Below are 24,160 nucleotides of genomic sequence, written 5' to 3' on the forward strand. Positions count from 1 at the left end.
GTCGTCCGTCCGGTTTCAACCGGTTGTTCAACTGGCCGTCCTGCTTCAACGGCAGCAAGCAGTCACTTCTACCCATGCGAGGGCACGATGGAATGGCTACATGACATCTTTCACAAATCTCCGGAAATCGCCTTATTCCTCTCACTGGCCGTTGGCTACTGGGTCGGGCAGATCAACTTCGGCAAGTTCCAGCTGGGCGGCGTAGGCGGGTCGCTGCTCGCCGCCGTGGTGATCAGTCAGGTTGGCGTGACGATCGACAACGGCGTGAAGGCGGTGATGTTCGCGGTCTTCATCTACGCCGTGGGCTACGACTCCGGTCCGGGCTTCTTCAACTCGCTCAACCGCAAGACGCTGCGCGAAATCGCCATGGCCGTGTTCATGGCCGTCGCGGGTCTCGTCACCGTGCTCGTCTGCGCGAAGCTCTTTCACCTCAACAAGGGCCTCGCCGCCGGTCTCGCCGCGGGCGGCATGACGCAGTCGGCGATCATCGGCACGGCGGGCGACGCCATCGCGCGTCTCGGCCTGCCGCCCGACCAGGTGAAGGCCATGCAGGCCGATGTCGCGATCGGCTACGCCGTGACCTACGTGTTCGGCTCGCTCGGCGCGATCATCGTGTGCGTGAACATCCTGCCGAAGTTCATGGGCCGCAGCCTCAAAGATGCCTCCATGGACGCCGAGCGCGAAATGGCGGGCGGCAATGCCTCGGCGGGGCCGGGCCAGCTCACTGCGCTGCCCGAGTTGTTCGGCCGCGTGTTTCGCGTGGAAGCTGCAGCCGGCAAGACGGTCAAGCAGATCGAACTGGCCCAGCAGGATTTCGTCGCCATCGAGAAAATCCGCCGCTCGGGCAAGGTCGTCGACGCCACGCCCGAGTTCGTGCTGAGCCGCGACGACCTCGTGCTGGTCGTGGGCCGCCGCGAGCAGATGGTCGAAGTGGGCACGCTGATCGGTCCGGAAATGCCGGACTCGGGCGGCATGAGCCTCGTGATGCAGACGCGCCAGATCGTGTTCACGAAGAAGGGCATGAACCACACGACGATCGGCGAAGTGCGCAAGAACGTCGACCGCGACCTGCGTCACGGCGTCTACATCGAGAAGATCGAGCGAGCCGGGCAGCCCGTGGCGCTGCTGCCGGGCTCGAAGCTCGAGCACGGCGACGTGGTCACCGTCTATGGCACGGCAACCGACACGAAGCGCGTCGCGCAGGCTGCCGGCTACGAGCTCGTCTACAGCAACAAGACCGACTTCATCTACATGGGCGTGGGTCTCGTGCTTGGTCTGCTGGTCGGTCTGGTCGTCGCGAACGTGGCGGGCATTCCGCTCACACTCGGCTCGGGCGGCGGCTGCCTGCTCGCGGGCCTGCTGTTCGGCTGGATGCGCGGCAAGTACCCGATGTACGGCGTGATGCCGCCGGCCGCCTCGCAACTGCTCAAGGACTTCGGTCTGGCGGCGTTCGTTGCCGTGGTGGGGCTCAATTCGGGCCTGCAGGCGGTGGTGACGATCAAGCAGAGCGGCATCACGATCTTCCTGCTCGGCGTGGTCGTGACCATCGTGCCGCTCATTCTCACGATGCTGTTTGGCCGCTACGTCCTCAAGTACAACAACGCGGCGATTCTCGCGGGCGCGCTGTCCGGCTCCCGCAGCGCGAACCCGGCCTTCGGCGGCATTCTCGACAAGGCCGAGAGCGCCGTGCCCACGGCGCCGTTCGCCATCACCTATGCGATCGCCAACGTGCTGCTCACGCTGCTCGGGCCGCTCGTGGTGGGTCTTGTGTGACATGAAGTCAAGCGGGCCGCGCAGGTTGGCCGCGCGGGAAGTTCTCAAGACGCAGGCCCGGTTGCATCGATTAGTCGAAGTCGCGTGCCGCACTCGCACCGTGCATCGAGCACATGCAGCGGCGGCACGCTCAACGTCTTCCAACGGAGAGCATCATGGCAAAAGGTAAAGCTGAATCGAAGGCAAAGTCAGGCATCGAAGCACTGAGCCCGTTCGAGCTCAAGGACGAGCTGATCAAGGCGGCGGGCGGCGGCGCAACCGAGCGCCCGGCCAATTACTCGATGCTCAATGCGGGCCGCGGCAATCCCAACTTCCTCGCCACGATTCCGCGTCACGGCTTCTGGCAACTGGGCCTGTTCGCCATGCGCGAGTCGGAGCGCTCGTTCTCCTATATGCCCGAGGGGGTGGGCGGCTTCCCGCAGCGCGCCGGCATCGTCGAGCGCTTCGACCAGTTCCTGCGCGAAAACAAGGGCCAGCCCGGCATCGATTTCATCGGCGGCGCGGTGTCGTACGTGCGCGACCAGCTGGGCCTGTCGGCGGGCGACTTCCTGTACGAAATGTGTGAAGGCATTCTGGCCTGCAACTATCCCGTGCCGGACCGCATGCTCAAGCTCTCGGAGATCATTGTCGGCCAATACCTGCGGCGCGAGATGGTCGGCAAGCATCCGTTCGTGGGCGAGTTCGACGTGTTCGCGGTGGAAGGCGGCACCGCGGCCATGACGTACATCTTCAACACGATGCGCGAGAACTTCCTGATCAAGCCGGGCGACACCATCGCGCTCGGCATGCCGATCTTCACGCCGTACATCGAAATTCCCGAGCTCAACGACTACCAGCTCAACGTCGTGCACCTCAACGCGACCGTCGAGAACAACTGGCAGTACTCGAAGAAGGAGCTGGACAAGCTGCGCGATCCGAAGATCAAGGCGTTCTTCCTCGTGAATCCGAGCAATCCGCCCTCGGTGAAGATCAGCGACGAGAGCCTCGAATACATTGCCGAGATCGTCAAGGAGCGCCCCGACCTCATCCTCCTCACCGACGACGTGTATGGCACCTTCGCCGACAACTTCGTCTCGCTGTTTGCGCTCGCGCCCAAGAACACGATTCTCGTGTACTCCTACTCGAAGTACTTCGGTGCGACGGGCTGGCGTCTGGGCACGATCGCGACGCATCAGGACAACGTGCTCGACGCCGCGATCGCGAAGCTCCCGAAGGATGAGAGGAAGATTCTGCACGAGCGATACAAGTCGATCACGACAGAGCCGGACAAGCTCAAGTTCATCGACCGTCTGGTCGCGGACAGCCGCACCGTCGCGCTCAATCACACTGCCGGCCTCTCGACGCCGCAGCAGGTGCAGATGGTGCTGTTCTCGTTGTTCTCGCTGATGGATACGCCCGACGCGTACAAGAACGCGTTGAAGCGCCTGATCCGTAGCCGCAAGCGCGCGCTCTACGAGGAAATGGGCATCCCCTTCGACGGTGGCGATCCGAATCAGGTCGACTACTACACGATCATCGACATGGAGTATTTCGGTGAGAAGCGCTTCGGCCGCGATTTCGTCGACTGGCTCCTCAAGCAGGTTCAGCCCAACGAGCTGCTGTTCCGCCTCGCCAGCGAGGCGCGCGTCGTGCTGCTGCCGGGCAAGGGCTTCGGCACGGCGCATCCGTCGGGCCGCGTGTCCCTCGCGAACCTGAACGAAGCCGATTACCGCAAGATCGGCCGCGCGATGCGCAAGCTCACCGAGGAGTACGTGCAGCGTTACAACGAGGCCACCGGCAAGAAGCTCGACCCGAATGCCGTGAAGAAGTAAGGAGGACGGGCGCGGCGGCGCGATGCCGCCGCGCCCCGGAACCCGGAAACGAACCGCCCCCGGCGCAGGCGCACCGGGGGCGGTTTTTTATTCCGCGCCGTTATTCCGCTTGCGATGTGGCGCCGCGCACGCTCTTGCGATGCAGCGAGACCGAAAGCGCCACGCCCGCGGCAGCCGCGATGGCAGCGAACAGGTACACCGACCCGTAGCCGAACAGATTGGCTACATAGCCCGCGAGCGGCCCGGTGATGCCGAGCGAGAGGTCGAGAAACACCGAATAGGCCGACAGTGCGGCGCCACGGCTCGCGGCCGGCACGAGACTGACCGCTTCCACGCCCAGCGCCGGGAACACCAGCGCGAAACCGAAGCCCGTTAGCGCGGCGCCCATCAGCGCGACCGTGGGCGTGGGCGCAAGCCACAGCAGCACCAGCCCCGCACATTCGCATGAGAACGAGGCGATGGCGACGCGAAAGCCGCCGAAGGTCTTGATCGTGTTCGAAAACAGCAGGCGCGCGCCGATAAACATGAGCCCGAACAGCGTGAGCGCGAAGGCCGCGTTGGGCCAGTGGCGCGCCGCGTAGAACAGCGTGATGAAGGTGGCGATCGAGCCGAAGCCCGCCGAGCCCAGCGCAAGGCCGAGACCATGCGGCAGCACGCGCGTGAGCACGCTGCGATAGGGCATGCGCTCGCCATGCACGATCGGCACCGGCGCGATCGGGCGCGCGAGCCAGAAGCCGAGCGCGGCCAGCGCCATCACCGAAATGCCGAGCGACCAGAAGCCGAGGTAATGCGCCATTTCCACGCCGAGCGGCGCGCCGAGCGCCAGCGCGCCATAGGTGGCGATGCCGTTCCACGAGATCACGCGTGCGTTGTTTGCGGTGCCCACGCGGCCGATGCCCCAGAGGATCGCGCCGGTGCCGACCAGGCTCTCGCCGCAGCCGAGCAGCAGCCGGCTCGTCACGAGCAGCGCGAGCGAGAGCGCCGGCCAGTGCGCGACGAGCGTGGCGAGCAGCAGCAGCACGCCGCTCGTGCCGCACAGGATCATGCCGATGGTGACCGTTTTCTTGGGGCCGAGCGTATCGGCCGAGCGTCCGGCCAGCGCCCGCGAGCAGAGCGTCGCGATGTACTGCACGCTGATGGCGCCGCCGGCCACGATCGTGCTGAAGCCGAGGTCGTTGTGCACGTAGCCCGGCAGGACCGCGAGCGGAATGCCGATGGTCAGATAGCAGAGGAAGGTGAAAAAGACGACCGGAATGATCTGCAAGGTCGTCGATGCGGCGTTGCGCTGGGGCGCTGACTCGGCGGACATGGGGGAAATACGGATGGATAACGGCGGGAAAGGCGAGATTGTCCCATGGAACCGGTTCTTCTGCTGGTGACGAGAAAGCGTTCAGCGGGGCGACGTCGGGCATTTTTCCGCCGCTTTCTGGCCGATTCGCACGAATTTCACGATAAATCGCGCGTTTCGGCCATCCTCCAGACATATAAGCACAGCCCGCGCACGGCCTGAAGATTCATCGCGATAACGATATAACCCCCATGTACCTGTGCCTATGGGTTCGCGATATTGGCAGTGTTAATTTTCGTACCGTCCACAGAAGCGCGGCACACGCACCTCCATTCGGGGCGTCCTGCGAGCCGCAGAACACGACGAGACGAAAAACCATGAGTCAGCCGATCCGCTTTTATCACCGTAACGCGATCCGTGAAGTCAGCGACGCGGACGTCACCCGTACTGTTCTCCAGTACCTGCGCGAAGACGCGCACTGCACCGGCACCAAGGAGGGCTGTGCGGAAGGCGACTGCGGCGCGTGCACGGTCGTCGTCGGCGAGCGCACGGCCGAGGGCGGCGTGAGCTTCAAGGCCGTCAATGCCTGTATCCAGTTTCTGCCGACGCTCGACGGCAAGGCGCTCTTCACCGTCGAGGACCTGCGCCAGCCCGACGGGTCGCTGCACCCCGTGCAGCAGGCGATGGTGGATTGCCATGGCTCGCAATGCGGCTTCTGCACGCCCGGTTTCGTCATGTCGATGTGGGCGCTCTACGAAAAGCATGGCCATGAGCACGCGGGGCAGGGTACTCAGGGGACTCAGGGTGCCCACGGCGCCCAGGCCGGCCAGGGCTGCCCCGGCAAGGCTGCTTGCAGCGTGCCCTCGCGCGACGAGATCGCCAACGCGCTGACCGGCAACCTGTGCCGCTGCACGGGCTATCGTCCGATCCTCGACGCCGCCGAGCAGATGTTCAAGGCCGACGCGCCCAAGGCGCCCATCGACGTGAAGGCGCTCGCACAGACGCTCGCCACGCTCGAACGCGGCGAGACCTTCCACTACGAGCACGACGGCCAGCAATACGACGCGCCGCGCACCGTCGACGCGTTCGCCGCGATCAAGGCCGCGCGCCCCAACGCGCGCATTCTCGCGGGCAGCACCGACATCGGCCTGTGGGTCACCAAGCAGATGCGCGAACTCGGCGACATCGTCTACGTGGGCCAGGTCGAGGCGATGCGCCAGATCGAGGTGAGCGACGCGTGGATCGAGATCGGCGCGGGCGTCACCGTCGAGCGCGGCTATGCCGAGCTCGCGAAGCACTATCCCGAGCTCGAAGAGATGTGGCAGCGCTTCGCTTCGCTGCCGATCCGCAACGCGGGCACGATCGGCGGCAACGTCGCGAACGGCTCGCCGATCGGCGACTCGATGCCGGGCCTGATCGCGCTGGGCGCACGCGTGGTGCTGCGCGGCGGCGACACGGTGCGCGAGATGCCGCTCGAAGACCTGTACCTCGCTTATCAGAAGAAGGACATGGCCGAGCACGAGTTCGTGCTCGCGCTGAAAGTGCCGACCCGCACCGGCGCGCGTGCGAACCTGCAGTTCCGCACCTATAAGATCTCGAAGCGCTTCGACTCCGACATTTCGGCCGTGTGCGCCGCGTACGCTTTCATCGCCGACGGCGACACGATCCGCGAGCCGCGCATCGCGTTCGGCGGCATGGCCGCGACGCCCAAGCGTGCGACCCACGCCGAAGGCGTGCTCGCTGGCGCGCAATGGCACGAAGCCACCGCGCAGGCCGCGATGATCGCGCTCGCCAACGACTATGCCCCGCTCTCCGACATGCGCGCGACGAGCGACTACCGCCTCGAAGCCGCGAAGAACACGCTGTATCGCTTCTGGCTCGAAACGCGCCCGAACAATCCGCTCGCGCCGCAAGCGCTCAACGTGCGCGCCGTCGCGGCCGAATGTGCACAAAGCGCTGCTTGACCCCCCAGGAAACGGACAACATACGGAGATCGAAACAATGAACCAGCAAGCCGAACCGTTCCTGGAAGAAGCGAAGGCGCTTGAAGATTTCGCGCAGGTGCACGTCTCGCGTGCGCACGAATCGGCGCACCTGCACGTGAGCGGGCGCGCGACCTACACCGACGACATTCCGCTCGTGGCGGGCACGCTGCACGCGGCGCTTGGCCTCTCGCAGAAGGCGCATGCGCGCATCGTCTCGATGGATCTCGCCAAGGTGCGCGCGACGCCGGGCGTGGTGGCCGTGCTCACCGCCGGTGACATTCCGGGCGTGAACGACTGCGGCCCGATCATCCACGACGATCCGATTCTGGCCGATGGCGTAGTGCAGTACGTGGGCCAGCCGATGTTCATCGTGGTGGCGACCTCGCACGACATCGCGCGCCAGGCCGCGCGCCGCGCCGAAGTGAAATACGAAGAATTGCCCGCCGTGCTCACCGCGCAGCAGGCGCGCGCCGCCGAGCAATACGTGCTGCCGCCGATGAAGCTGGCACGCGGCGATGCCGCCACGCGCGCTGCACGCGCCGCGCATCGCCACGAAGGCGAAATGCTGCTGGGCGGCCAGGAGCAGTTCTATCTGGAAGGCCAGATTGCCTACGCAGTGCCGAAGGACGACGACGGCATGCACGTCTGGTGCTCGACGCAGCACCCGAGCGAGATGCAGCATCTGGTCGCGCACGTGCTGGGCGTGCACTCGCACAATGTGCTGGTGGAATGCCGGCGCATGGGCGGCGGCTTCGGCGGCAAGGAATCGCAGTCGGGCCTGTTCGCGTGCTGCGCGGCGCTTGCCGCGTGGAAGCTGCTGTGCCCCGTGAAGCTGCGTCCGGACCGCGACGACGACATGATGGTCACGGGCAAGCGCCACGATTTCCACTATACGTATGAAGTGGGCTACGACGACGAAGGCACGATCGACGGCATTTCGGTCGACATGACCTCGCGCTGCGGCTTCTCGGCCGACCTGTCCGGCCCGGTGATGACGCGCGCCGTCTGCCACTTCGACAACACCTACTGGCTGCCCGACGTCTCCATCGCCGGCTACTGCGGCAAGACCAACACGCAGTCGAACACCGCGTTCCGCGGCTTCGGCGGCCCGCAGGGCGCGTTCGCGATCGAGTACATCATCGACGACGTCGCGCGTTCGCTCGGCCTCGACTCGCTCGAGGTGCGCAAGCGCAATCTCTACGGCAAGACGGACAAGAACCTGACGCCGTACGGCCAGACGATCGATGACAACGTGATTCACGAGCTCATCGACGAACTCGTGGAAACGAGCGGCTATCACGCGCGCCGCGCGGCGATCCGCGAATTCAACGCGAACAACGAGGTGCTGAAGAAGGGCATCGCGCTCACGCCGGTGAAGTTCGGCATCGCGTTCAACGTCACGCACTTTAACCAGGCGGGTGCGCTCGTCCATATCTACACCGACGGTTCCGTGCTCGTGAACCACGGCGGCACGGAAATGGGCCAGGGCCTGAACACCAAGGTCGCGCAGGTGGTGGCGCACGAGCTTGGCATCGAGTTCGGCCGCGTGCGCGTGAGCGCGACCGACACGAGCAAGGTGGCCAACACCTCGGCAACCGCCGCATCGACCGGCACGGACCTGAACGGCAAGGCCGCGCAGGACGCCGCGCGCCAGCTGCGCGAGCGCCTGGCCACGCTCGCCGCCGCCACGTGGGGCGAGGGCCGCGTGAGCGCCGCTGAGGTGCGCTTTGCCAACGACACCGTGATTGTCGGCGACGAGGTCGTGCCGTTCGAGACGCTTGTTTCGAAGGCCTATTTCGCGCGCGTGCAACTGTGGTCGGACGGCTTCTACGCGACGCCCAAGCTGTACTGGGATCAGAAGACGCTGCAAGGCCGCCCGTTTTACTATTACGCATATGGCGCGGCGGTTTCCGAAGTCGTGATCGACACGCTCACGGGCGAAATGCGCGTGCTGCGCGCCGACGCGCTGTACGACGCGGGCGACTCGCTGAACCCCGCGCTCGACGTGGGGCAGGTGGAAGGCGGCTTCATTCAGGGCATGGGCTGGCTCACGACCGAGGAACTGTGGTGGAAGCCGGACGGCAAGCTCATGACGCACGCGCCGTCCACCTACAAGATCCCGACCGTGAACGACACGCCCGTCGAGTTCAACGTGAAGCTGTTCAAGAACCGCAACGTCGAGAACAGCATTCATCGCTCGAAGGCCGTGGGCGAGCCGCCGCTCTTGCTGCCGTTCTCGGTGTTCTTCGCGATTCGCGACGCCGTGGCGAGCGTGGCCGACTACCGCTTCAATCCGCCGATGAATGCGCCCGCGACCGCCGAGGAAATCCTGAAGGGCGTGCGTGCGGTGCGGACGATGGCGCACGGCTGAGTGTGAACTAGCGTGATGCTTTGAAGGAGTCTCGTCAGATGAGCAGCAGTGCGAATAAAAGCGCGAACCACTGTGAACGGATCGATGCCGCGGGGCGCGTCGTGATCGGTCGGCGCGGCACGCCGGTGCCCCACTATGGGCCGATGCACGTCGTGCTGTTCGGCGCGGGGCATGTGGGCCATGCACTGGTCACGCTGCTCGGCATGCTGCCGTGCGTGGTGCAGTGGGTGGACGAGCGCGACGAGCTCTTTCCCGACGAAGTGCCGGCCAACGTGCAAGTCGAGGCGACCGACTCGCCGGCCGCAATCGTCGACGAAGCGCCGCCGGGCGCGTACTTCATCGTGATGACGCACAATCACGCGCTCGATTTCGATCTGTCGTTGCGCATCATGGAGCGCGGCGACTTCGCGTGGTTCGGGCTGATCGGCTCGAAGACCAAGCGTGTGAAGTTCGAGCGCCGCCTGATCGATCGCGGCGTGGCGGCGCAGCGCATGGGCGAGATGACTTGCCCGATCGGCGTGCCGGGCATCGTCGACAAGGCGCCTTCGTCGATTGCGGTTGCCGTGGCTGCGCAGCTTATGCAGATGCGCCCGCCGCTTTCCGCTGCGGGCCAGACCGCGAGCGCGACGAGGTTCGCGCGAGTTTGAGGTCGAGCGTCCACCTTGAACCCGAGCGTGGGAAAGGTGGGCGAAAAAATTTCGTTTCTGCCGTGAGCTGCACCCCAAACGTTGGACGCCATCCTGCGTTTGGGGTGTTTTTTTGTCTGGACGCTCGGTCCTTGGTGTCGCGAGTTAACGTTTTTATCGAAAAGTGGGCTATTCTTAACGAAATTATTGGCCAGTTAACGAAATTAGTGGGGTTGCATCAATGTCGGACGACTGGGTAGGTTACCGCTGGCTCGCCGAACGATACAGCGCGCACCCCGTACAGCCGCAACCGATCGAGAGCGAAATCGGTGCGACACGGCGAACTATCCACCATAACGGCACCGTAAGGGAAGCCTATACCGCAGCGATGAGGCCAGCCGATACGCTGCCAGCCCATCTGACCTTTGCGCTCAAACACGAGGGTGTTTTCCTGGAGCCGCTCGCCAGGCTCTTCAACGCTATTCCCGAAGCCGAGATTCGCGATTGGGTTCTCGCTGAACGAACCGGCCAATATGCCCGGCGTGTGGGCTTCCTGTACGAGTGGCTCATGGGCCGTCAACTCGCCGGCGTTCCGGCGGTGGCTAATGGTGGCTATGTGGACGCGCTCGACCCGCGTGCTTATCTGGTCAGCACGTCTCCTCGCAACAATTCCCGGTGGCGCGTGCGTGACAATCTACCCGGCCGCCGCGAGTTCTGTGTCACTGTGCGACGCACGGATCTCGTGCAGAAAGCAGAAGCCTACAATTGCGCGGCCCAACTCGATGCACTTCAGGCGGAGTACGGTGTTGACGTGCTGCGGCGCAGTGCGGCGTGGTTGACGTTCAAGGAAAGCCGCGCCAGTTTCCAGATCGAGCACGAGTCGGATAAAGGAGATCGTATCAAACGCTTCGCGGCGGTCATGGAAGCGCGCATGGGCACCTATGCCAACCCATTGGAAATTGGCACGCTCACGGAACTGCAACGGGAAATCATCGGCGAACGGACTACCCTCAAGCATTTCGGTCTGCGGCAGTCGCCGGTGTTTGTCGGCGCGATAGACCACTTCCTCAACGTCATTCACTATATCGCCCCGCGCTGGGAGGACGTTGATGGAATGCTCGAGGGACTCAATGCGTTCCTGGCATGCACGACGGGGGCCTCGGCGATTGCTCGGGCGGCGGCGGTGTCGTTCGGTTTTGTCTACATTCATCCGTTGGCCGATGGCAACGGCCGTGTGCATCGTTTCCTGATCAATGACATTCTGCGCCGCGACAATGCCGTTCCGCAGCCCTTTGTCCTGCCTGTTTCATCGGCTATTACCAGCAAACCTCAATATCTTGCGGCTTACGACCAGGCGCTCGAGGTCCTGTCCAGGCCATTGATGCAACGCTACGAGGAATACGCGGGTTTCGAGGCGCACCGCGAGTTCAGTGACGGAGTGAAGTCGAATTTCACATTCTGCGCTTACGACGATGCAGCATTCACGTGGCGCTATCCTGACCTCACGGCGCACGTGGAATATGTGGCCGAGTTGATTGACAGAACGATCCGCACGGAGATGCGTCAGCAAGCCGAACTGATCCGAAACTGGGACCGGGCGAGGTATTCAGTGAAGGAACTACTTGATGGGCCGAACCTGGATATCGACCGGATCATCTGGTCGATACGCGACAATCACTGGAGCGTTTCAGGCAAGCTGAGCAAGGAATTTCCGATTATCCAGGAGGCAAACCTGGGCGAAGCTATCGTGAGTGCGGTGCGCGAGGCGTTCGACGCAACTGACGCGCCACCGCCGTCTTCCGATGCACGCTCTTGATGGTCATTCCTGATTACCCGACGGGCGCCGAGCCCCCGCCTTGCCCGCCTTCCCCTTCCTCACCGGCCCAGTGAGCGTCGCCGACACCTTCTCGATCAACCCGCGCAGCCAGTCGATATCGCTTGGCCGGTCCGGTTGCGGATGCCACAGCTGATAGCAGCGAATGCGCGGAAACGCCAACGGCGGCTCGACCACCGCGATCGGCAAAAGCCCGGCGTAATGCGTCGCGAAGCGGCGCGTGGTCGTGAAGATCAGATCCGATTGCAGCAGCACTTGGGGCGCGAGCCCGAAGTAGGGCAGCGTCGCGATGATGCGCCGTTGCACGCCGGCCTTCGCGAAGCCCAGGTCGACGGGGCTCGCGTTCGCGCCGGTATAGGGCGTGGGCGCCAGATGCGCCGCCGCGAGATACGCGTCGCGCGTGAGCGGCGCGCGCGCGAGCGGATGGTCGGCGCGCATCATGCAGACGATCTTGTCGGTGAACAGGTCGCTGCGCGAGAAGTGCGGGTCGGGCTTCGGCCAGTTGCCGATCACGATGTCGATCTCGCCCGCCTCTAGCGCCGCGTGATGATCGAGCGAGGGCGACAGCGAGATGATCTCCAGACGCGCCGATGGCGCCGCTTCGCGAAAGCAGGCGATCAGCGTCGGCATGAAGAAGTCGTTGAGATAGTCGGGTGCGGCCACGCGGAACATGCGCTTGGAGTGCTCCGGGTCGAAGTCGCCGTGGGGCGTGGCCACGAAGTCGACGTCGCGCAGCACGCGTTGCGCGTGTTGCAGCAGCGACTCGCCGTATTCGGTCGGCACCATGCCCGCTTTGCCGCGCACGAGGATGGGGTCGCCGAGAATTTCGCGAAGCCGCCGCAGCGCCGTGCTGATTGCCGGCTGGGTTTGATTCAGCCGTAGCGCGGCCTGCGTGACGCTGCGCTCGATCAGCAGCGTGCGCAGCACGCGCACGAGCCAAATGTCGAGAGAAAGGGCAGTGTCGTCCATGGCAATGCGTATGCTCGGGAGGAGGCGCCGCGCGTGTTGGCACACTTCACATGCGCGCGGCTCGACATATAACGATATTCCGCTGAGTGCGCCGCCGCCATAGGGCGCCTGGTATGACCGGCATCAGCAGGGCAGGCGCGCGCGCCGTGCCGCCTGGGTGGCCGAGCGCGGGTGCGCTGCATCCGCGCTACACCCGCCTTACACCTTGTCCTGCGTCGTGAGCCCCGAAGGCAGCGAACTGATGCGCTTCACCTCGCGCGAGTCGAGCCAGTTCGGCGTGCGCGCGCAGTAGAGCACCATCGGCAGCGTGTCCTCGCCCCAGAAGAGCTGCTTGTTCATCCAGAAGGTAGGCACGCCGAACACGCCCATCGAGATCGCGTCGTTGGTGTTGCGGCGTAGTTGCGCGCGCACCGATTCCTGCTCGATCATTGCTTCGCCGTGCTCGATACCCACGCGTTCGCACAGTTGCTCGAAGCCCTCCTCGCTCGACGGGTCGCGCCCCTCGCGCCAGATGAAGCGGAAGATCTCGCGCACGCAGGCGAACTCGCCGCCGGCGGCGATGGCGAGCAGCATCGGCTTGACCGAGTCGAACGGATGCGCGGGCGGCATCTTGAACGGAATGCCGAGCTGTTCGGCGCGAAACAGCGCGTGCCGGTAGGTGAACACGCGCTTGGCCGGAATCGTCGAGCCGTACGGCGTGCCCCAGTGGCGGTACAGGTCGCTCAGCATCACCGGGGTGGGCACGAAGTCGAAACCCGGCCATTTGTCGTATTGCTCCAGCAGCAGATACGAGAACGGCGACACGAAGTCGTAGAACCAGGCTGGCCGGTTGGCGTCGATGCCGCTGATCATGCTGTTCCTCCGATATGGGCTTCTTGTGGGCCGCATCGGCGGCCCGCTTTTCGAGTAGTGATCGCGAGTATCGATCGAATTGGCTGCTGCGTGCTGCTTTTTTTCGCCGCGCAGACGCGCCGGTCTTGCGCGCCGGCGCGTGGGTCAAGTCCGGACGCCATCGCCGCTGTGGCCGCTGCTGTGGCTGCCGCTTTCATCGCCCATTTCATCGTCCATGGCCGACAGCCGCTCGCGCACGGCCAGCAGCCGCTCGCGCACGAAGCCGATATGTTCGCGCAGCACGTAGAACTGGCCCGCGTAGGCGAGCGGCATCTTCATGCCGTTCACGGACTCCTCGATCTTGTCGAGCTGGCGCGTGAGCGCGCGCCGCTCGGCGGGCGAGTTGTCGGTGTTCGCGGCGCGCTCGAGCGCGATGAGCGAGCCGTACCAGCGGTAGATGCGCGATTTTACCCGCCACGCGTAAAGGCTCGGCACGAGCCGCAGGCCAGGGATCAGCACCACGATGATCGGCACGAGCACCACGATCAGGCGGTCGGCGAGGCTCGCGAGCCAGAACGGCAGCACGCGGTACAGGAAGCTCTTGCCCGACTTGTAGTAGCGCGCGGCGTCGTCGCTGATCGGGAAGTCCTGCGCGCGCGGGGCGGGGAATTCGCCCGCGTGCTGCAACAGGGACGATTTGCCGTGCACCTGCTTGGCTGCTTCGATCAGGAGGTCGGAGAGCGCCGGATGGAGTGAATCGCGCGCGACCAGCTCGGCCGTCGGCGCGATGAAATGCAGCGGCGCGGCGGGCAGGTTGCGACCGAAATCGAACGCACCCATCGGGATCGTGATGGCTGTGAGGTACGGGAAGCGCCGCGCGTAGGCGTCGGCCTGGGCGAAGTCGAAGAAGCGCACGCCCGGCATGCGCATCAGGCGCCCCATGACCGGCGGCTGCGCGGAGTCGCCCGCGAGAAAGGTCACGTCGATCTTGCCCTCGACGAGCGCGCTCGCGGCGTCGTCGCCCGAGAGCGGTAGCAGTTTGGTCTTGCCGCCCGGCTCGATGCCGTTGGCCTTGAGCAGCTTGAGCGCGAGATCGCGCGTGCCGCTGCCCTCGGCGCCGATGGCGATGCGCTCGCCTTCGAATTCGGAGAGCAGCCGCACGGGCGGCCCGTGATAGAACACCGCGAGCGGCACGTAGGCCACGCTGCCGAGCGATGCGAGACCCTCGGGCGGCGTGCTCGCCAGTCCGTCCTGCACGAACGCGACGTCCACATGCGAGGCCGGGTCGGACAGACGCTGGAGGTTCTGCGCCGAGCCTTCCGATTCGAGCACGTTCACGGTGATGTTGTTGCGCGCAAGGATCGTCTTGTACTTCTGGGCGGCGTTCCAGAACGTGCTGCCCTGGGGGCCCGCGCTCAGCGTGAGCGTGCTGGGCGGGGCGGGCTGGATCAGGCGCACGGCCAGCCAGATCGCGGCGGCGCTGATCAGCAGGATGGGGCCGAACGAGACCGCCAGATCGCGCCATGAAATCGCCACGAAGCGCGCGACGAGATGGGTGGGAGTTTTGCGGCCGGTGGGGAACTTCATTGGGGAAGGGCTGGGGCCTCGGGAAATTCAGGAAAAAATTGCGCGGCGCGATGCGTCCTGGGTTGCGTCCGGTGTCGTGCCGGAAAGCGCGCCAGCGCCATGCCAGCCGATGTTACCCGAGATTGGACGTTGCAACGGCATGTGCGCCGCGGCCTGCGTCGTTGAACCTGCCGCTAAACTCTTTGCACTCGCGCTTCACCCAGGCTAAATTGTGGGTCGCCATGGCGCTTGCGCCATGCAGCACGCGCCGCGAGGCCGTGCAACCCATAACAAACTATCTGGCGTAACCAGGCAATCGAAGCAGGCGCGGGCTACCGGCACACCGGCGAGAACAGACCGGAACCGCCGCCGCGCGCCGCCACTGCCGTCGCAACGGTCCAATGTGCCGTTGCGTGCCACTCAATCCTTGCCTCTCGCAGCAGCGTGTCCGGACCATGGCAGTGTCCGGGCGCGCGTTTCGCGTGCTCGCCCGCTGCCCGTGGGTGTCGTAACGAAGCCGCCGAACCGGGTCTGGCGGACGGCCAGTCCGTCCGCCCGGGAAGGCGGTCTATCCTCGCAACGAGTGAAGCAACAACGCGAAAGCAACAAGGAGAAAACATGAAATCGGTCGCTTTTCTGAAGACGCTGACGGCAGTAGCATGCGTGACGGTCGCCTGCAGCGTGTACGCCCAGGACAATTCGGCGGCGAGCGGTGCGGCTGCCGCAACGGCAGCGGCTCCGGCGGCAGCGGCCCCGACCTCGAGCAAGAAGGTCGACCGCAAGCTCGGCTACGCGGTGCGCAAGGCGCTCTCGAAGACCCAGGGCATCAACGTCGCGAACATCACTGTGCGCTCGCACAACGGTGCGGTCGTGCTCACGGGCTCGGTGCCCGCTCAGGCGCAGATCGACAAGGCGGGTGAGGTCGCCCAGGGCGTGGCCGGCGTGAAGTCGGTGTCGAACAAGCTCACGGTCATGCAGCAGTAATACCCGCGGCATCACCACGCTTTGCTCGCGGTTGCGGGCAAAGCGCGGGCACGATCCGTGCGAACATGCCCCGGAGGCCCCGGCAGATTGCCGGGGCCTGTTTTTTGGGTCACGCGGCAGGCGTCGTCGACCGATGTCCCACTCGCCTATGTGGACTGACACACAATATTTCCGCGTTTGGGGGTATACGTTGTAATTGCGCGAGCTTTACAGCGGCGCGCACGGCTTCATCGCGGGGAAAAGCCATGATTATTCATAGCTACACCGATTTGCCGCTCGTCGACCGGGCGGCGTTCGAGCTGGCGTGCGCGCGGCACGGCTTTGCTCCGATTCACTTCGACGTCCATGGAGAAACCGATCCCGACGATCCCGAGCACAGCGAATTCGTGATCGTGCGGCGCGGGGCCTGGGCGCAGGCCTACCGCATCGACGCGCGCGGCCAGTGGCTGCGCCAGTTCGAGACCGATCTGAACGGCCGCTTCTTTAGCAGCGCGCCGCGCGCGTGAGCGGCGCTGGCGTTCCGGCTGCCGCGCCGGTCAGGCGAGCACGAGGCGCGCGCCCACGAGCGTGAGCGTCGCGGCGAGCAGGCCGCGCAGCAGCTTTTCGGGTGCGCGCGAGGACAGCATGCTGCCGATCGCGATGCCGGGCAGCGAGCCGCACAGCAGCGAGAGCAGCATCGACCAGTCGATCGAGCCGAGCAGCCAGTGCCCCGCGCCCGCGAGCAGCGTGAGCGGCACGGCGTGCGCCACGTCGGAGCCGACGATGCGCAGCGTTGGCAGCGTCGGATAGAGCAGCAGCAGCACGGTCACGCCGATCGCGCCCGCGCCCACCGAGGTCAGCGATACCAGCACGCCCAGCACCGCGCCCGTGAAGATCGTGAAGAACAGCGTGCGCGCCTCGCTGGGCCCGTGGCGGTGGCGCGAGGCGAACGCGGCGAGCTGCGGCCGGAAGATCAGCGCGACCGCGGTGATGAGCAGCGCCGCTCCCAGCACCGACTGGATCAGATGCCCAGCGCGCGGCGTGTCCATGCCGTAGCGGTGCAGCAGGATCAGCGTGATGGTGGCCGCCGGCACGCTGCCCGTCGCGAGGCGCAGCGTCACGCGCCAGTCCACCGAGCCCTTGAGCCCGTGCACGAGCGTGCCCGCCGATTTCGTCGCCGCCGCGTAGAGCAGGTCGGTGCCCACGGCAGTGGCGGGATGCACGTGGAACAGCAGCACGAGGATCGGTGTCATCAACGAGCCGCCGCCCACGCCCGTCAGGCCGACCAGAAACCCGACCAGCAGGCCGGAGAGCGAATAGAGCGGATCGATATGAGGTAGGACCATCGCGGGCGCGCGCGAGAACGCGCAGCTTTCCTGTTGAAAAGAGGGGGCCGCCGGCCGACGGGGCCGCGGGTTCACGCCTCGCGGATGACGCGGCAACGCTCACGCATACCCAAACTGGGCGTCGCGTCAGGCTGGACAGCGGCAAAGACTGGCGGCGAAAATCCGCTATTGTCGCAAAACCGGCGGATCGGCGCTGGGGTTGGTTTGAATCCCCTTCCAAATTCGCGGAATAACGTCGCCGCTTGCCTGCACCGCCTCGCCTCACCACGCCTCGCCACGATAAATCCACTCATGAATCCCGGCATCGCCTACGCCCTGTGCGCCTTCACCATCTGGGGCCTCTTTCCCGTCTACTTCAAGACGCTCCACCAGATTCCCGCGCTCGAGATGCTCGCGCATCGCATGGCTTGGTCGCTCGTGTTCATCGTCCTCGTGCTGCTGGTGCGGCACCGCTGGGCATGGCTGCGGCCCGCGCTGAGCGACAAGCGCCTCATCGCGCGCTTCGCCGCGAGCGCCGTGCTGCTCTCGGCCAACTGGGGCATCTACATCTGGGCCGTGAACGCGGGGCATATCGTCGAGGCTAGCCTCGGCTATTTCATCAATCCGCTCGTCAACGTGCTGTTCGGCTATGCGTTTTTGCGCGAGCGGCTGCGGGCGGTTCAGTGGTGCGCCGTGGCGGTCGCGGCGCTTGGCGTCGCGTGGCTCACCTGGCAGAACGGCGCGCCGCCGTGGATCAGTCTCGCGCTGGCGCTGACCTTCGGCGGTTACGGCCTGTTGCGCAAGACCGCGCAGCTCGGCGCGCTCGAAGGGCTTGCGCTCGAGACGGTGCTGCTGTTTCCGGTCGCCATCGTCTATCTGACGATCATCGGCATGGCCGGTGCGAGCCATTTCGGGCATGCGTCGCTCGGGATCAAGCTGCTGCTGGTCGCCGCCGGGCCGATCACGGCCGTGCCGCTGCTGCTCTTCGCGGCGGCGGCGCGGCGCATTCCGCTGTCGATGCTCGGCCTGATCCAGTACGTCACGCCCACGCTCCAGCTGCTCACCGGGGTGCTCGTGTACGGCGAGCCGTTCGGCTCGGTGCGCGCGATCGGCTACGCGGCGATCTGGGTCGCGCTCGCGCTCTATTCGTTCGAGGGGCTGCGCGCTACGCTTGTCGCGATGCGGCGCGCTCGCGAGACAGCCTGACGCCGGACGCGCAACGCACCTGAAACACCAAAATTGGAGACACCCGCGCATGACTAGCGCCGCCGCTTACCGTTTCGAAGTTGAATTCGCGCCGCGTGTCGCTGCCGCGCTCGCGAGCCATTTCGGCCCCTCGGTGCGCGTGGAGGTCGTGCCGGGCGAGGGGCGCGGACATCCCACGCGCGTGCGCATCCTGGGCGCGCCGAGCGAGCTTCGGCATCCATATGGGTTTGCGTTGAACGTGTCGCTCACATGGGACGTCGATGAGGTCGAGCGCCTCATGGAGCCTGGCGGCGAGGCGCGCTTCGCGCATTATCTGGACGCGCTCGGGCGCAAGCTGGCCTCGTGGGAAACTGCGCGCCCGCTGGACTTCGCCTCGCGCACGCAAGGCGAGCCGGAGGTGCTGCTGGGCGGGCTCGATTTCGAGGGGTGATGCGGCAGGCGCGCGCGGGTTTCACGCCGGTTTCAGATTTCAGATCGCGCCCGCAAACGCGATCGCATGAACGGCCTTCACGGCCATGCCCAGCGCCACGCAGCCCGCGAACACCGCGAACGACTGCTGCAGCCGCGCGCCGCTCACGTGCCGCGCGAAGCCGCGTCCACCCAGCATGCCGGCGAGCGCGCCCGCCGCGAAGGGCAGCGCGTTGAGCCAGAGCATATTGCCGCTGGCCGCCGACGCGGCCACGCCCGCGGTCGAGACCAGCGCGATCACAGCGAGCGAGGTGGCCACGATGCCCTGCATCGGAATGTCCGACGCGCGCTTGAGCGCGGGCACGATCACGAAGCCGCCGCCCACGCCGAGCAGCCCCGAGAGAAAGCCGGCCATCGCGCCCGAGAGCGCGAGCGCCCGCGCGCACGGCGCGGTCCAGTCGAGCTTGCCGCGCTCGAGGTTCAGCCGGCACGGCAGGTCGGTCGGGCAAGGCTCGCCTTGCGGGTCGCGCGCTGCGCCGTTTTCCTGAGCCCGCTGCTGGCGGAACATGCTCCACGCCACGCGCATCATCACGAGCGCGAACGCGAGCATGAGCGGCGCGTCGGGCACGCGGTGCGCGACCCACAGCCCGGCGGGCGAGATGAGCGCGCCGGCGGCGGCCATCAGCGCGGCGGCCTTGTAGCGCACCGTGCCGTCGCGCAGCGCGAGCAGGGCGCCGATGCCCGCCGCGAGCGCGACTGCGAAGAGCCCAATCGGCGCGGCTTGCGCGACGCCGAGCCCGAGGCCGAACACGAGCAGCGGCACGGCGACGATGGCCCCGCCCGCACCCGTGAGCGCGAGGATGAGCCCGACGACCGAGCCGAGCGCGGCGCTTGCGAGCGTGGTGGCGTCCATGGACGGTGATCTCCTTTTTCTGTCGCGGTTAGCGCGTTAGCGCCTCAGTGCTGCGCCTCGGATGCCTGCGCCCCGGTGAACCACTCGCGGCCCTTGAGCATGCCGCTCCAGTAAAAACGCGGCAGCACGGTGGCCTTGAGGAACCACATGAGACGGCGCGGCCGCGTAGGTTCGAGCGCGAAGGTGGGCAGCAGCTTGCCGCCGTAGCCGAACTCGGCCAGCACGACCTTGCCCTTCTCGACCGTGAGCGGGCACGAGCCATAGCCGTCGTAGCGGTAGCGCGGCGGCTGGCCCGCGCGCGCGGCGAGCAGATTCTCCGCGACGATCACTGCCTGCTTGCGCGCCGCCGCCGCCGTCTTCGCGTTGGGCGCCGAGCACACGTCGCCGAGCGAGAACACGTTGAGCCAGCGCGGATGCTGGAGCGTGGCGTGATCGACTTCGCACCAGCCCGCCGCATCGGCGAGCTCGCTGTCGCGGACGAAGTCGGGCGGCACCTGCGGCGGCACCACGTGGATCATGTCGAAGCGCTTTTCAATGCGCGTGACGTTGCCGTCGGCGTCCTTTGCTTCGAAGGTGGCACGCCGCGCCGGCCCGTCGATGGCGACCAGATTCGACGTGAACGCGAGCTTTGCGTCGTAGCGCTTCACGTATTCCATGAGCGGCGGCACGAAGGTCGGCACGCCGAACAGCGCCGCGCCGGCGAGGTCGAACTCCACGTTCACCTTGTCGAGCACGCCGGTTCTGAGCCAGTGGTCGCAGGCCAGGTACATGGCCTTTTGCGGCGCGCCCGCGCATTTGATCGGCATGGCCGGCTGCGTGAAGAGGGCAGTGCCGCCGCGCATCTTCTGCACGAGCTCCCACGTATAGGGCGCGAGATCGTAGCGGTAGTTCGAGGTGACGCCGTTCTGGCCGAGCGTCGCTTCGAGCCCGTCGATGCGCTCCCACGCAAGGCGCAGCCCAGGAGCCACGACGAGCTGGCGGTACGTCAGGGTCTCGCCGTTCGAGAGGCGCACGAGATCGGCATGCGGCTCGACGCGCTCGGCCGCCGCGCGGATCCACGTCGCCCCGCGCGGGATCACGCTCGCCATCGGGCGGCGCGTTTTCTTCACGTCGAAGGCGCCGCCGCCCACCAGCGTCCACGCGGGCTGATAGTCGTGGTGATCCCTGGGCTCGACGATCGCGATGCTCAAGCCCGGCTGGCGGCGCAGCAGGCTCGCGGTAACGCTGATGCCCGCGGAGCCTCCGCCGATCACGACGACGTCCCAGCGCTTGCTCGCGCCGCTCGATGCGGCGGCCTTGTCGCCGCTTTGCGCAGCGGTTTTGTCGACGGCGTTGCCCGAATCCCATGCGGCGGCGGCCGGGTGGCCCGTCTCGACCGGCGCGGGGACGGGATGGGCTTGCGTGCTCGCCTGCGCGAACTGCCACAGATTGGTCGCGCGGTTGCCGGTGCGGCAGTACCCGAGCACGGGCGCGGGCATGTCGGCGAGCAGTTGCTCGAAACGGGCGATTTCATCGGGGCCGATCTTGCCCGGCGTGACGGGCAGATACGCGAATTGCAGGCCGAGCTGCTTCGCGGCCTCGCGGATCAGCGCCGAAGCCGGTTGTGACGGGCCGCCTTCGCCATCGGGCCGGTTGCAGATGATCGAGCGGTAGCCCGCTGCGGCAATCTTGGCGAGGTCGGCGGGCGTGATCTGGTCGGCGCTGGCGAAGCGCGCGTCGTGTTGCACGATTTGCATGATCTCGAAAACTCCTGACTAGCTTGAAGATTGACGGCGCTGTTGACTGCGATTTGCGGCCACGCGCTCGAGTGCGGCGAAGATGGCCATGCCTGCGAGCATCGCGGCCACGAAGAGCCACGCGCGCGGCTGGCCGCTCGCGGCGCTGACGAGCGCGGGGCCGGGGCAGAAGCCCGCGAGGCCCCAACCCGCGCCGAAGACGAGCGCGCCGACGACCAGGCGCGGATCGAGGTGGCGTGCCGTGGGCAATTGCATGGGTGCGCCGAGCACGCTGGTGGTGCGAGCGCGCGCGAGGCGAAAGCCGATGCTCGCGATGGCGATGGCGCCCACCATCACGAAGGCGAGCGACGGATCCCAGCGCCCGGCCAGATCGAGAAAGGCTAGCACCTTGGCCGGGTTCGCCATGCCCGACACGATCAAGCCGAGACCGAAAAGCAGGCCGCTGGCGAAGGCAGTGATGTTGCGTAGACTCATATCAGCCTCCTGCGAGGTGGCGCACCGTGAACACGGTGACGAAGCCGGCGGCCATGAAGAGGCCGGTGGCGACGAGCGAGCGCAGCGAGCCGCGCGCGATGCCGCACACGCCGTGGCCGCTCGTGCAGCCCGAGCCGTAGCGCGTGCCCAGGCCCACCAGCAGTCCGGCGACGACGAGCGTGGCGGGCGAGGCGGCGATGGTGGGCGCGATGGTGGGCAACCAGGCCGCGCTGCCGGCCCCTGCGCTGGTGCCGACGACAAGCCGCCAGAGCCACGGCGCGGCGAACAGGCCCGCGATGAACGCGACGCGCCAGGCGCGGCCCCCAGGTTCCGTGCGCGCGCCTTGCAGCAGGGTGCCGACGATGCCGCTGATGCCCGCGACGCGCCCGTTGCCGAGCACGAGGAGCGCGGCGGCCGCGCCGATCATGAGGCCGCCCGCGAGGGAAGCGAGCGGCGTGAAGTGGGCGAGATCGAGGTTCATACCGATGGCTCCGAATGTGTCGAGGAAGCCGAAGTTGACTTCAGCCGGCCGCAGTAGAGGCTGGAGAGCGTCTGCATGACCTGGATGACCTCGTGGCTGGCGAGGCGATAGTAGATGTACTTGCCTTCGCGGCGCGTCTCGACGAGGCCTTCTTCGCGCAGCACGCCGAGATGCTGCGAGAGGCTCGGCTGATGCACGCCGACGAGCGCTTCGAGCTCGCCGACGTTGCGCTCGCCTTCGGTGAGCTGGCACAAGAGCAGCAGGCGGTCTTCGTGCGCGAGCGCTTTGAGCAGCGCACAGCACTTCTCGGCGGATTCGCGCAGTGTCTCGCGCGCTTCAGCAGTAAGCGATGGGTTCATGTATGCAGGCGTCTGACACGCAATGGAATGGTGAGCACTGAGGTTGACGTACGCCAACTGACAGTTCATTGACAAACATTATATAAATTTATAGTATGTACGTCAATGAATCGTAGGTCGGGCAAACCGGCGTTCGAGCCGCGCAACCGCCTCGCAACCCGTCCCTTCATTCAACCCCTTTTCGGCAACACATCCGGCCAAATGGAGTTCCCGATGTCCGAGTCCATCCCCACTTCTGTCCCCGTGGCTACGCACGCCACGCACGCCACGCTCGTCGAGCCTTTCTTCGACCCGGTCACGTCCACCGTCACCTACGTGGTGCATTCTGGGCGCGGGTCGGCGTGCGCGATCGTCGATCCGGTGCTCGACTACGACCCGAAGTCGGGGCGCACGTCCACGGAATCGGCCGACCGCGTGGTCGCGTTCGTGCGCGAACACGCGCTCTCGACGCAATGGCTGCTCGAGACGCATGCGCACGCCGACCATCTATCGGCAGCGCCGTACCTGAAGCAGCAACTGGGCGGCCAAATCTCGATTGGCGAGCACATTCGCGAGGTGCAGGGCGTGTTCCGCACGGTCTTCAACCTGGGCGCCACGATTGCCGCCGACGGCCGCGAGTTCGACCACCTCTTCAAGGACGAAGAACGTTTCGAAGTCGGCCCGCTCGCCGCGCGCGCGATGCACGTGCCGGGCCACACGCCCGCGGACCTCGCCTATCAGATCGGCGACGCGGTGTTCGTGGGCGACACGCTGTTCATGCCCGACGTGGGTTCGGCGCGCTGCGACTTCCCGGGCGGCGACGCGCACACGCTGTACCGCTCGGTGCGCAAGCTGCTGGATCTGCCGGGCGAGACGCGCCTCTTCATGTGCCACGACTATCCGCCCGAGACGCGCGGCCCGTGCTTCGAAACCACGGTGGGCGACCAGCGCCGCGCCAACATCCACCTGCACGACGGCGTGACCGAGGAAGCCTTCGTGCAGATGCGCACCGCGCGCGACCGCACGCTCGCCATGCCCAACCTGATCCTGCCGTCGATCCAGGTGAACATCCGCGCGGGGCGCATGCCCGAGCCCGAGGACAACGGCGTGCGCTATCTCAAGATTCCGTTGAACGCGCTTTGAAGAGAGGCGGACGCGGGTTGCGCAATCCGCTACTACAAGCCTGCGGCGTGAAGTCGCCCGCGCCGCGCTCCATCGCGCTGATCGCCTTTTCGGCTAGCCGGCGGGCGAGCCTTCCATCG

The 24,160-nt window shown here is 66.2% G+C and carries 21 protein-coding genes; 11 read left to right on the forward strand and 10 right to left on the reverse strand.

The annotated features are described in order from the left end of the window. Positions 1–87 precede the first annotated feature (87 nt). On the forward strand, positions 88–1,773 hold the full coding sequence (aspT, locus tag P5W99_RS02865) for an aspartate-alanine antiporter (RefSeq protein WP_421042467.1): 1,686 nt from the start codon (positions 88–90) through the stop codon (positions 1,771–1,773). Between the two features lie 155 nt (positions 1,774–1,928). After that, positions 1,929–3,584, forward strand: coding sequence for a bifunctional aspartate transaminase/aspartate 4-decarboxylase (locus tag P5W99_RS02870; RefSeq protein WP_421042466.1), 1,656 nt, complete (start codon positions 1,929–1,931; stop codon positions 3,582–3,584). Positions 3,585–3,684: 100 nt separating this feature from the next. On the opposite strand, the gene P5W99_RS02875 is transcribed toward P5W99_RS02870, so the two are convergent. Then, positions 3,685–4,893, reverse strand: a complete 1,209-nt coding sequence (locus P5W99_RS02875; RefSeq protein WP_421042465.1) for an MFS transporter — start codon at positions 4,891–4,893, stop codon at positions 3,685–3,687. A gap of 356 nt (positions 4,894–5,249) precedes the next feature. Between P5W99_RS02875 and xdhA the strand changes: the two genes are divergently transcribed. From xdhA to P5W99_RS02895, 4 genes are all read left to right on the forward strand, one after another. Further along, positions 5,250–6,836 (forward strand): xanthine dehydrogenase small subunit, encoded by a 1,587-nt coding sequence (xdhA, locus tag P5W99_RS02880; RefSeq protein WP_421042464.1) that lies wholly within the window; start codon positions 5,250–5,252, stop codon positions 6,834–6,836. Between the two features lie 37 nt (positions 6,837–6,873). Next, positions 6,874–9,228 (forward strand): xanthine dehydrogenase molybdopterin binding subunit, encoded by a 2,355-nt coding sequence (xdhB, locus tag P5W99_RS02885; protein WP_421042463.1) that lies wholly within the window; start codon positions 6,874–6,876, stop codon positions 9,226–9,228. Positions 9,229–9,266: 38 nt separating this feature from the next. Then, positions 9,267–9,875 carry a xanthine dehydrogenase accessory protein XdhC gene (gene xdhC, locus P5W99_RS02890; RefSeq protein ID WP_421042462.1) on the forward strand — a complete coding sequence of 203 codons (609 nt, stop codon included), beginning with the start codon at positions 9,267–9,269 and terminating at the stop codon, positions 9,873–9,875. A 220-nt stretch (positions 9,876–10,095) separates the two neighbouring features. After that, entirely contained in the window at positions 10,096–11,670 is a 1,575-nt protein-coding gene (locus P5W99_RS02895; protein WP_421042461.1) for a Fic family protein, read from the forward strand. A gap of 3 nt (positions 11,671–11,673) precedes the next feature. Here P5W99_RS02895 and P5W99_RS02900 read toward each other — a convergent pair whose 3' ends face one another. The 3 genes from P5W99_RS02900 to P5W99_RS02910 form a co-directional block, all read right to left on the reverse strand. Continuing rightward, positions 11,674–12,657: a LysR family transcriptional regulator gene (locus P5W99_RS02900; RefSeq protein ID WP_421042460.1), complete on the reverse strand. Its 984-nt coding sequence runs from the start codon at positions 12,655–12,657 to the stop codon at positions 11,674–11,676. A gap of 198 nt (positions 12,658–12,855) precedes the next feature. Further along, positions 12,856–13,509: a 2-hydroxychromene-2-carboxylate isomerase gene (locus P5W99_RS02905; RefSeq protein WP_421042459.1), complete on the reverse strand. Its 654-nt coding sequence runs from the start codon at positions 13,507–13,509 to the stop codon at positions 12,856–12,858. Between the two features lie 144 nt (positions 13,510–13,653). Next, on the reverse strand, positions 13,654–15,075 hold the full coding sequence (locus P5W99_RS02910) for a TAXI family TRAP transporter solute-binding subunit (RefSeq protein WP_434661711.1): 1,422 nt from the start codon (positions 15,073–15,075) through the stop codon (positions 13,654–13,656). A gap of 597 nt (positions 15,076–15,672) precedes the next feature. Here P5W99_RS02910 and P5W99_RS02915 point away from each other — a divergent pair. Together P5W99_RS02915 and P5W99_RS02920 are read left to right on the forward strand one after the other, a co-directional pair. Then, positions 15,673–16,038 carry a BON domain-containing protein gene (locus P5W99_RS02915; RefSeq protein ID WP_421023166.1) on the forward strand — a complete coding sequence of 122 codons (366 nt, stop codon included), beginning with the start codon at positions 15,673–15,675 and terminating at the stop codon, positions 16,036–16,038. 245 nt (positions 16,039–16,283) lie between these two features. Continuing rightward, positions 16,284–16,544, forward strand: coding sequence for a hypothetical protein (locus P5W99_RS02920; RefSeq protein ID WP_421042457.1), 261 nt, complete (start codon positions 16,284–16,286; stop codon positions 16,542–16,544). Between the two features lie 30 nt (positions 16,545–16,574). On the opposite strand, the gene P5W99_RS02925 is transcribed toward P5W99_RS02920, so the two are convergent. Continuing rightward, complete coding sequence (locus tag P5W99_RS02925; RefSeq protein ID WP_035526674.1) at positions 16,575–17,363, reverse strand: sulfite exporter TauE/SafE family protein; 789 nt, start codon at positions 17,361–17,363, stop codon at positions 16,575–16,577. 291 nt (positions 17,364–17,654) lie between these two features. On the opposite strand from P5W99_RS02925, the gene rarD reads away from it, so the two are divergent. Both rarD and P5W99_RS02935 read left to right on the forward strand, forming a co-directional pair. Continuing rightward, positions 17,655–18,548 (forward strand): EamA family transporter RarD, encoded by an 894-nt coding sequence (rarD, locus tag P5W99_RS02930; protein WP_421042456.1) that lies wholly within the window; start codon positions 17,655–17,657, stop codon positions 18,546–18,548. 49 nt (positions 18,549–18,597) lie between these two features. Then, entirely contained in the window at positions 18,598–18,978 is a 381-nt protein-coding gene (locus P5W99_RS02935) for a DUF5594 family protein (protein WP_421042455.1), read from the forward strand. Positions 18,979–19,017: 39 nt separating this feature from the next. Here the strand turns inward: P5W99_RS02935 and P5W99_RS02940 are convergent, their stop codons facing one another. Genes P5W99_RS02940 through P5W99_RS02960 form a run of 5 tightly spaced genes read right to left on the reverse strand, consistent with a single transcriptional unit; the run spans position 19,018 to position 22,919 of the window. Beyond that, positions 19,018–19,869, reverse strand: a complete 852-nt coding sequence (locus P5W99_RS02940) for a sulfite exporter TauE/SafE family protein (protein WP_434661714.1) — start codon at positions 19,867–19,869, stop codon at positions 19,018–19,020. 44 nt (positions 19,870–19,913) lie between these two features. Next, a complete protein-coding gene (locus P5W99_RS02945; protein ID WP_421042453.1) occupies positions 19,914–21,605 on the reverse strand; it encodes a TIGR01244 family sulfur transferase in 1,692 nt (563 codons plus the stop codon). A gap of 18 nt (positions 21,606–21,623) precedes the next feature. After that, a complete protein-coding gene (locus P5W99_RS02950) occupies positions 21,624–22,079 on the reverse strand; it encodes a DUF6691 family protein (RefSeq protein WP_421042452.1) in 456 nt (151 codons plus the stop codon). A 1-nt stretch (position 22,080) separates the two neighbouring features. Further along, on the reverse strand, positions 22,081–22,560 hold the full coding sequence (locus P5W99_RS02955; RefSeq protein ID WP_421042451.1) for a YeeE/YedE family protein: 480 nt from the start codon (positions 22,558–22,560) through the stop codon (positions 22,081–22,083). Beyond that, complete coding sequence (locus tag P5W99_RS02960; RefSeq protein WP_421042450.1) at positions 22,557–22,919, reverse strand: metalloregulator ArsR/SmtB family transcription factor; 363 nt, start codon at positions 22,917–22,919, stop codon at positions 22,557–22,559. The genes P5W99_RS02955 and P5W99_RS02960 overlap by 4 nt, the downstream gene beginning before the upstream one ends. A 213-nt stretch (positions 22,920–23,132) precedes the next feature. Between P5W99_RS02960 and P5W99_RS02965 the strand changes: the two genes are divergently transcribed. Then, the gene (locus tag P5W99_RS02965; RefSeq protein WP_421042449.1) at positions 23,133–24,041 is read left to right on the forward strand and encodes an MBL fold metallo-hydrolase; all 909 of its coding nucleotides are present in this window, start codon (positions 23,133–23,135) and stop codon (positions 24,039–24,041) included. Positions 24,042–24,160: the final 119 nt, after the last annotated feature.

Source organism: Paraburkholderia sp. A3BS-1L (assembly GCF_051125215.1).
Lineage (GTDB): Bacteria > Pseudomonadota > Gammaproteobacteria > Burkholderiales > Burkholderiaceae > Paraburkholderia.